Annotated in this window: 8 protein-coding genes and 2 pseudogenes; 5 read left to right on the top strand and 5 right to left on the bottom strand. The window is 45.0% G+C overall.

The genetic code is table 11. From position 1 onward, the window contains the following. Positions 1 to 281 (top strand): site-specific integrase (locus EWV84_RS13285; protein ID WP_287078356.1); only part of this gene is annotated, 281 nt, incomplete at its 5' end. On the opposite strand, the gene EWV84_RS13280 is transcribed toward EWV84_RS13285, so the two are convergent. Continuing rightward, a complete protein-coding gene (locus EWV84_RS13280) occupies positions 269 to 889 on the bottom strand; it encodes a hypothetical protein (RefSeq protein WP_287078355.1) in 621 nt (206 codons plus the stop codon). The genes EWV84_RS13285 and EWV84_RS13280 overlap by 13 nt on opposite strands. 323 nt (positions 890 to 1212) lie before the next feature. Between EWV84_RS13280 and cobS the strand changes: the two genes are divergently transcribed. Then, positions 1213 to 1971 carry an adenosylcobinamide-GDP ribazoletransferase gene (gene cobS, locus EWV84_RS13275; RefSeq protein WP_287078354.1) on the top strand — a complete coding sequence of 253 codons (759 nt, stop codon included), beginning with the start codon at positions 1213 to 1215 and terminating at the stop codon, positions 1969 to 1971. Here cobS and EWV84_RS13270 read toward each other — a convergent pair. The 3 genes and pseudogenes from EWV84_RS13270 to EWV84_RS13260 form a co-directional block, all read right to left on the bottom strand. Beyond that, positions 1968 to 2429 carry a PPC domain-containing protein gene (locus EWV84_RS13270; RefSeq protein WP_287078353.1) on the bottom strand — a complete coding sequence of 154 codons (462 nt, stop codon included), beginning with the start codon at positions 2427 to 2429 and terminating at the stop codon, positions 1968 to 1970. The two genes, cobS and EWV84_RS13270, sit on opposite strands and share 4 nt — an antisense overlap. A gap of 323 nt (positions 2430 to 2752) precedes the next feature. Next, on the bottom strand, positions 2753 to 2953 hold the full coding sequence (locus EWV84_RS13265) for a DUF4278 domain-containing protein (protein ID WP_287078352.1): 201 nt from the start codon (positions 2951 to 2953) through the stop codon (positions 2753 to 2755). Positions 2954 to 3126: 173 nt separating this feature from the next. Then, positions 3127 to 3696 (bottom strand): annotated as a pseudogene (locus tag EWV84_RS13260) (potassium channel family protein); the annotation flags it as partial. 288 nt (positions 3697 to 3984) lie between these two features. On the opposite strand from EWV84_RS13260, the gene EWV84_RS13255 reads away from it, so the two are divergent. After that, positions 3985 to 6186 carry a PhoX family protein gene (locus EWV84_RS13255; protein WP_287078350.1) on the top strand — a complete coding sequence of 734 codons (2202 nt, stop codon included), beginning with the start codon at positions 3985 to 3987 and terminating at the stop codon, positions 6184 to 6186. Between the two features lie 65 nt (positions 6187 to 6251). Here the strand turns inward: EWV84_RS13255 and EWV84_RS13250 are convergent, their stop codons facing one another. After that, the gene (locus tag EWV84_RS13250) at positions 6252 to 7769 is read right to left on the bottom strand and encodes an ammonium transporter (RefSeq protein ID WP_287078349.1); all 1518 of its coding nucleotides are present in this window, start codon (positions 7767 to 7769) and stop codon (positions 6252 to 6254) included. Between the two features lie 78 nt (positions 7770 to 7847). On the opposite strand from EWV84_RS13250, the pseudogene EWV84_RS22900 reads away from it, so the two are divergent. Together EWV84_RS22900 and EWV84_RS13245 are read left to right on the top strand one after the other, a co-directional pair. Beyond that, positions 7848 to 7919, top strand: a pseudogene (locus tag EWV84_RS22900) (4-Cys prefix domain-containing protein); the annotation flags it as partial. A gap of 36 nt (positions 7920 to 7955) precedes the next feature. Continuing rightward, positions 7956 to 8420 (top strand): serine/threonine protein kinase (locus EWV84_RS13245; protein WP_287078348.1); only part of this gene is annotated, 465 nt, incomplete at its 3' end.

Genomic DNA, 8420 nt, shown 5'->3' with positions numbered 1-8420 from the left:
GTGGAATGATCGCAAGAAGTTTTCCGTATAATATTACGATAAGCGTGTTATGCCGATTAGTGTACTCTGTTATGAACCCTCCCCCACCCCGCAAACTCCTAGACGTAGTGCGAGAGACGATCCGCCTCAAACATTACTCCTACCGCACCGAACAAACCTATGTGGACTGGATCAAACGCTACCTGCTCTTCCATAACAAAAAACATCCCCGCGAGATGGGAGCAGAAGAAATCAAGAGTAACCTTTGGGGTGGTTGGGTTGCGCTTTTTCAAGCGAATTGAGCTATTTTCGCCCCAGTCTTGTTGCGCTCAACCCAACCTACGAGGCTACGAGGCTTATAAATCTGCCTAGTTTGATTATATCTTTGCATCGCATCTTGCAGACCAAATTTAATGTCATCAATGAACTGGTCAGGAAAAGGTTTTCCAACAATATGCTTGGTATCTATATTGTTTTCCTTCCACAATCTAAATTGAGCTTGTTCTTGAGTGGCATGATAAAGATATTTGTAAAAACTGTCAGGCATTTCCGCCCCTTCAACTAGATAAAGCTTGGTTCGCAAAATTCTGACTATTTCTTTATGAAGATCAAAGAAATATTTATTCTTAAAAAAGGACTCAATTTCCTTCTTTTGCTCTTCACTTAGTGGATCATGAACCCCAGAGGCAGGATTAACAATATCTTCTTTGACATAATATAACGTATCAATTTGATTCACGAGATTGAAGAGTGGTCCATAGAATTCTTCAATCTGGCTTCTATAATGCTCAATTGTATGTTCAAGTCTCTTAGTATTGTCTTCTCTGATTTTAGTTAAGTAAAAGGTCAGTATTGAGCCTGCAAGTGCTAGTGTTCCAGCAATCAACGCAACAACAACTTCTGTCTTCATATTAAACACACCTCGACCTAATATTATCTTAAGACTAACAGTCTTTCTAGTTAAGAAATCTAACAAAATAAAACTGCATAACTACATATTATACAAAAACTTTCCGTATCTCACACCAAATACGCATTTTTTCAGGAAACTTTCCGTATATTACTCTCCTGTATAGCGATCGCAAGAACTCTTCCTATAACATTACAATAAGCGTGTTATGCCGAATTATTATAGGCGTTCTCAGATGTTTTGAAAATCCCACAGGGTCGTCAATACAAAATTATGTTATACTTCATCTTTATGAGAAACGGTGCAGTACCCGAATCGAATTATTGGGGAGATTTATTACCATATTTAACTTCATTTGTCAAGAAATTCGCTCATTTTTAGGTGCGATCGCTTTTTATACGATTATTCCGGTTCCGATTGCCTGGCCTGATTTTGGCAGAATTGCCCGATGGATTCCCCTAGTGGGCTTATTTTTGGGTTTAATTCTGGTTTTGCTCGATCTAACTCTAGCCGGTCTGGGAATGCCCCCCTTAACTCGTGCGGTTGTCCTTGTCGGGGTTTGGGTTTATCTAACGGGAGGACTACACCTTGATGGAGTTAGTGACACGGCCGATGGTTTAGCTGTCACCGACCCCCAGCGTCGTTTAGCGGTCATGGCCGATAGTGTTACTGGGGCCTTTGGAGTCATGGCCGTGACTATGGTTTTGCTGCTAAAAATCGCCGCTTTGACTGATTTAAGCGATAATCGAGCCTTAGCTCTAATTCTAGCACCAATTTGGGGACGTTGGGGGCAAGTAATGGCGATCGCTCTTTATCCCTACCTCAAACCCACCGGCAAGGGAGCCTTTCATAAAGTGGCTTTTTGTCTGCCCTGGGACTGTGGGGGGGGAATTTGGGGGTTAATCGCCCTATTTGGCGGTCTAAGGTGGGGAATAATCGCCATTAGTGCCGGAATCGCCCTCGCTCTGCTTACTGGTTACTGGTTATATCGTCGTCTTCGGGGTCACACCGGCGATACCTACGGTGCGGTGGTAGAGTGGACAGAGGCTCTATTCTTGGTTTTTTTGACAATAATTAGCTAATTTTTGCCCTCCACGGCCCGTAAACGGGTTAATTTCAGGGTAAATTTTCCCCCACCGGTTTCTCCGAAAGCTCTCACCCGAATAATATATTTACCCGACTCGGTAATGCGCGCAAAGAGGAGGGCATTAGTGCCACCATCGGGACCATCATCATTTTCCGCTACAGTGGAACCATCGGCGGCCAGGAGAATTAACACCCCATCAAAATTTTCCGATTTGAGATCGATGGCCACCTGATCGTCCTTGTCCAAATCTACGGTATAATCCCTAGCAAACCCCCCTTCACCTGTGGGAATATCTTTGTCGGTGAGAGTATCGTTAATTTCTTTATTGAGGATGAGGGGGACGGGACTATAGATTTTTTCCGCTCGCACCGGTAAAGATTGACCGCTTAACCAGAATAAAGTGAGTAAGACGCATAAACTAGAATAGCGACCAGTCAAAGGAAATCTTGTCATAGGGGCAGATGTTCGTTTTCTCAATCTCCCTATTCTACAAAAAACTGATAACTATCAGCAGTTCGACAAAATTAAATTCACACCCCAGAAAAGGGGAACACCGGAACTGCGGAACTGCGGAAGGGAAAAATATGTGTAATTAATTTTGTTAACTATGAACATATATTCCTTGCTGGTAAAACAAGTTAAAAATCCCCCTTGGAGCAAGGGAGCAAGAGGGAAGATAAAACCCGTTTAAGGTAATTGCTGTGATCATTAATTGACAATATTTAAAAGAGATTGATTGAAAAATGAACTAGAAGTTAAAAACTTAAAGAGGGTTCTTACATGGGCAAAGAAGCTAAAGACTGAGTGATATTATAGGCTTGACCGCGATAGGTAACGGCTACCGGTTTCTGAATGCTTTGAGCGACACCACGGTTTTTTAAATAGGGAACACCACGATAGCCTAAAATCATCGGACTGGAAGCAACGGTGGCAGTGGGATTTTTGTCGTAAGCAATGCTGCGATAGGTTAATTTCATAGCTGTATCTGGAGATAATTGGTGAGTTAGTCTTATCTCCAGCCGCGGCGAAATTAATTCCAGAAAAGCTCAACTTTTTTCTGGGTAAATATCCTACCAAGAAGACCCCCGATAGCGCATTTCTCGACGCAAGGCATAACGACGGGCAAAATTAGGAACATCGCCCCGACATTTGAGATAAAGACATTTAAGGCATCATCGGGTAACACCGTCGCTAAAACTCGCGCTTTGTCGATACCGGCTTTCTGGAGAATACTTTCATCGGTGGCGTTACCATTAAGAGTTAAGTAACCTTTTTCCTGAGCTAATCCAATGCGATCAGGGTTATTATCGACGATAATAAAGGATTGGGCTGTTTTTGCCAATTTAGTCGTTATAATGCGTCCTATACGCCCAAAACCGCAGATTATGACGTGATTTTCTAGGGATTCCATCTCTTTATTCATCCGGCGATCGCTAAAAGCTCTGTTAATTTCTCCCTCGGTGAGCATCTGAAAAAAACCTCCCACCACATAAACGGCCGAGGTTGTCCCACAGACGATAACTAACATGGTAAAAGCTCTCAGACTGGGAGTGTTAATCGGTTTAACTTCCCCGAAACCTACTCCAAATATGGTGATTATCACCATATAAACGGCATCGAGAAAACTCCAACCGTAGGCCATATAACCGATAGTTGCTCCGACTACCGTAGCGAGAAAAAAACTCGCCCCGATGATAATCCTTTTCAGTGAACTTTGCATCGATTTCCGTGACCTGACCATCTAGATATCAGCTTACAGCAGAATTTATACTAAATCCGTTGAGCATAATGCTACTTATAAGGACAGGCACTCATGCAAAAGGGGGGATAAATAATCAGTTTTTAATAACCGGATTTAGTATAACGGAAGATTTTTGCAGGAGAGCTTTTTAACTGGCTGTTAACTTAGTCATAACTTGGATACTGTATAATCCCTATGTCAAGTGTCCGTAATAAAATTTAACCTAATCAAGGTCTGAGTATCAGTTTTGACTTTATTACTGAAAATATGAGTATTTCTCGCCGTAATTTCCTCACCTTTTTAACTGCCACTGCCGGTGTCTCTTTTTTCAGTCTGCAAGAGAAAAAATATTCCTCTCTGATTAGCAGTCCTGCGATCGCTGCCAATAGTTTCGGGTTAAACTTTGCTGCAGTCAAACTGCCGATTCCCTTAAAAATTGACGGCATGAGCGATGAAAGCCAAAAAAGTGCCTATCAAACCTATAAAGTCCTAGATGATCTCGTTCTTCCTCAAGGATTCACCTATGATGTGCTGGCGCAGTGGGGAGATAAAGTGGGTGATTCCCGTTTCGGTTATAACAATGATTATCTATCTTTTATCGAAACCAGTCCGGGTCAAGGTTATCTAACCGTTAATTTTGAATATATCAGTGGTCGTACTTGGCTACAAACCTTTGAACAAGTGATTGGTAAAACCCTACCCGTCAAGGAAGTACGGGAAAAAACGAACGAAAAGGGTGAAATTGCCGCCTATCACCTGCAAGATGCCAGCTTAAAGGCAAAAATCGAGGAAATATCCCTAGAAGGCTTAATTGATCAGGGAATTGGCGTAATTTCCCTGGCTAAAGATCAAACGGGAAAATGGCAACGTACCTATAGTAAAGCCGATCGCCGCATTACTGGTATCTCTGGACTAAAGGACGGTCAGTACCTGAAAGCGACCGGTCCTGCTGTAGCAATTTTTACCAAAACCGATAAACTTGGCTACGATGACGGATTAGGGGCAAAAATTATCGGAACGTTGCAAAATTGCGCCGGGGGAACAACTCCCTGGGGGACTGTATTTAGTGCCGAGGAGAACTTTCAAGACCAAGTGACGGAGGTAGTGTTAAAAGATGGTTCCCCTTTGCATCCCGATACTACTCCCTTTATTCTCAATAGTTCGGAAGTGGATGGCCGGGGTAACGTCTTCGGGTTAGCGGGAAATAAATACGGTTGGATGGTGGAGGTGGATCCTGCCAATCCCGACGATTATGGCACAAAACACACTTGGTTAGGGCGTTTTCGCCATGAAGCCGTCGCTTTTCTCGCTCAAACGGGGCAACCCTTGGCGGTTTATTCAGGATGCGATCGCAGAGGCGGTCATGTCTATAAATTCGTTTCGGAGGGCAAAATTAGCGATATTAAGCAGAAAAATAACTCAAAACTCCTAGAAAAAGGAATGCTCTACGGGGCCAAATTCAACCCCGATAAAACCGGTTATTGGATACCCTTAAATCCCGACACGGAGATAAATCCCGTCCTACCGAGTCAAATTGCCGCTAGTCGGGGGGATGGGGTGGTAGCTTTGCCGAATCCCGAAAGAACGGTCAATGAGACTAAATTACTGCTATTTAAGGACGATGAGGAGATTCTAGCCTACAAAGCTAAATATAAGACCCTCGCGGACCTGTATGAAGGTAATGGGACGGAAAAACAGGGAGCAATTCTCATCGATGCTCATTTTGCCGCTAACGCCGTTGGGGTCACTTGTACTGGTCGCCCGGAAGATACGGAAGTGGACGAGAATGGCACTTTATATATGACCTTTACCTCTGGTAGTCCCAGTGAAGCGGAGGGAGGAGCCGATAAGGAGATATTTAAGGGGCCAAATGGCGAAATACCCTACGAATTTGGTTGGATTATCAGCTTAAGGGAAGATAATAACGATGCTGCTTCCTTAAGTTTTCGTTGGGATGTGGTCGCTTATGGAGGGGAACCGACAGAGAAAGGTGAGGGTTTTTCTAATCCCGATAACCTCGCTTTCGATAAACAGGGAAATCTCTGGATGGTTAGCGATATTTCCACGGGTGGGTTAAATCGAGAGATGAAAACTCGTTATCCCCAAGGGGTCCCGGTTAGTCAACGGGATTTATTGGGTATTTTTGGCAATAATAGCGCTTGGGTGTTTGCCAAGGGTCAAGAGCATCCCTATCCTTTTGCTATCGCTCCCATGGATGCGGAATTAACGGGATTGTACTTTACTCCCGACCAAGAGACGTTATTTTTGGCAGTACAACATCCGGGGGAAGCGGGGGGAATTCGTCGGGATTTGGCCTTTGAAAACCGCAAATTTGTCCTTAAAACCACTAATGGTCGGGAATTTGAACAAATGCGACAAGTACCCCTAGGGTCGAATTGGCCCAGTGGTCAAGTTAATCAACCTCCCCGGCCAGCAGTGGTGGCGATTCGGCGAACCGAGTCAAAATAGACTTTAAGCGAAAGTTTCCTCTTTCTTTTCTGGCCATACCGCCATTGTATCGACTTCCTAAACTATTACTTCTCTTCCCATTCCGCAAACAGGGAATCAATTCCCTTTTTCTCTTCCTCTGGCGAAACCCGTAACCCCTTGTGCGGACGGAAAACAAAATCCCTGGAAGGCGACAGGCGATAGAAGAACCATCCCACACAGATCCAGAGTAATAGACTACAACTGGCGACCAAAAAGCCTATAGCCCCCATCCCGATGAATTGCGCCATAAATAGATCTACTCCTCCCTCGAAAAGTAACCCCCCTTTCGGCAGATCTAAATAGGTATCCGCCCAAGGAATATCTTTCGGGGCTAAACAGAAAATACCCACGGCCAGAGTACCCCAGATACCGCAACCGAGGTGAACGGGAACGGCTCCCACCGGATCGTCGATTTCCCCTTTTTCGAGCCAAATACTAAACGGAAGAACGATCGCCCCACCGATAAAGCCGATTAGCGCCGCGCTCGGAAAATTCACGAAGGCACAGGGGGCCGTAATACTGACACAACCCGCCAGAATGCCATTAATAATAAAGGTTAGACTCGGCTTACCGGAGAATATCCAAGCGAGAGTGGTGGAGGCCAGCGCGCCGAAAGCCCCGGCGATGAGTGTCGTTAGCAGGATATGAGAGATCGCGTCTGCATTGGCCGCGAGGGTAGAACCCGCATTAAAGCCGAACCAACCTAACCAGAGAATAAAGCATCCCAAGGTCGCTAGGCTCGGATTCCCGCCGAAAGTCGCCATGATTTTATTGCCGCGATAGCTGGTATTTTTGAAGGAAAGGTTTTCCCCTTGGTCCCAAGGGATATATTTTCCCGCACGAGGCCCTAACAGCCACGCCCCCGTCAAAGCCGCCCATCCTCCTACCGAGTGAACCACCGTCGAACCTGCGAAATCCCGAAACCCCAAATCGTGCAACCAGCCCCCTCCCCAAATCCAAAAACCGGCAATGGAGTAAATCAGGATAAAAAAGGCACTAAAAAGGACGAACGCCCCGAAGCGAATCCTCTCCGCCACCGCCCCCGATACGATCGTGGCGGCAGTTCCCGCGAAAGTGAGTTGAAAGAAGAATTTAGCCGTTAGAGGAATATCCGCCCAATCTAGGGAGGGAAATTGACCATTGAGTAGAAGAAAACCCGGTGTTCCGACAAATTTGCCGCCATCCCCGAACATCAGTCCGAAACCGATCAGCCAATAGACTGCGGTAGCGACGGTAAAGACGATCGTGTTTTTGGCGAGGACGGTGATCGCATTTTTACTCTGGCAAAAGCCCGTCTCTAGCATGGCGAAGCCGCAGTTCATGAAGAAGACGAGACTACCCGTGAGTAACACCCAGATCGTATTTTGACCGCGGGTTAACTGCGCCACTTGCTCGGATAATCCGATATCTTGAGCCATTACCGCCGATATACCGATGCTCAGGCTCAAAGTAGTACAGAATAAACCGATGTATTGAAAATTCCGTCTATTTTTAGCAATCAATCCTTGAGATAGCCTTTTTATTCTGTAAAATCGCATAGCTACAATGGGTAGATTTTCCATGTATGAAAACTAGATCACATCATAGATCGGTAAAATCGCAAGATGTTCTTGATAATACAACCTTGACTATCTGAATCTATGGCATTATGTATCAATCCCATCTGTCCCCAGCCGGAGAACCCCGAAGATCGGAGTATCTGTGAGGCTTGCGGTTCCCACTTGCTACTACAGAATAGATATCGGGTGATGAACGTACTACACCAGAGGGAGGACAGGGTAACTACCCTTTACGATGTGGTGGATATGACGGATCAAGACAATTCCAAGGTTCTCAAAGTTCTCTACACAAAGAACCAGGACACGATTTCTCGGTTCGATCGAGAGGCAGATTTATTAAAAAATTACCGGATCGAGGGACTTCCTCAAGTAGAACAGGGCGGATATTTCCCGATCGAGTTTCCCGATAATCCTATTCCCGCCAACTGTCTAGTGATGGAGAAAATCCCAGGACTGAACTTAGAGCAGTGGCTAAAACAGCACGGGGCGATCGATGAAAGGCGGGCGATCGACTGGTTAAAACAACTAACTACTATTTTAGAAAGACTACATTCTAATAATTTCATCCATCGCGATATTAAACCTTCTAATATTATGTACCGCAATAGCGATAACAGGATATTTCTAATCGATCTAGGTGCGGTTCGTTTAATT

Source organism: Microcystis sp. M_QC_C_20170808_M3Col (genome assembly GCF_007095505.1).
Classification (GTDB): Bacteria; Cyanobacteriota; Cyanobacteriia; order Cyanobacteriales; family Microcystaceae; genus Microcystis.
This window is presented reverse-complemented; position numbering and strand designations above follow the sequence as displayed.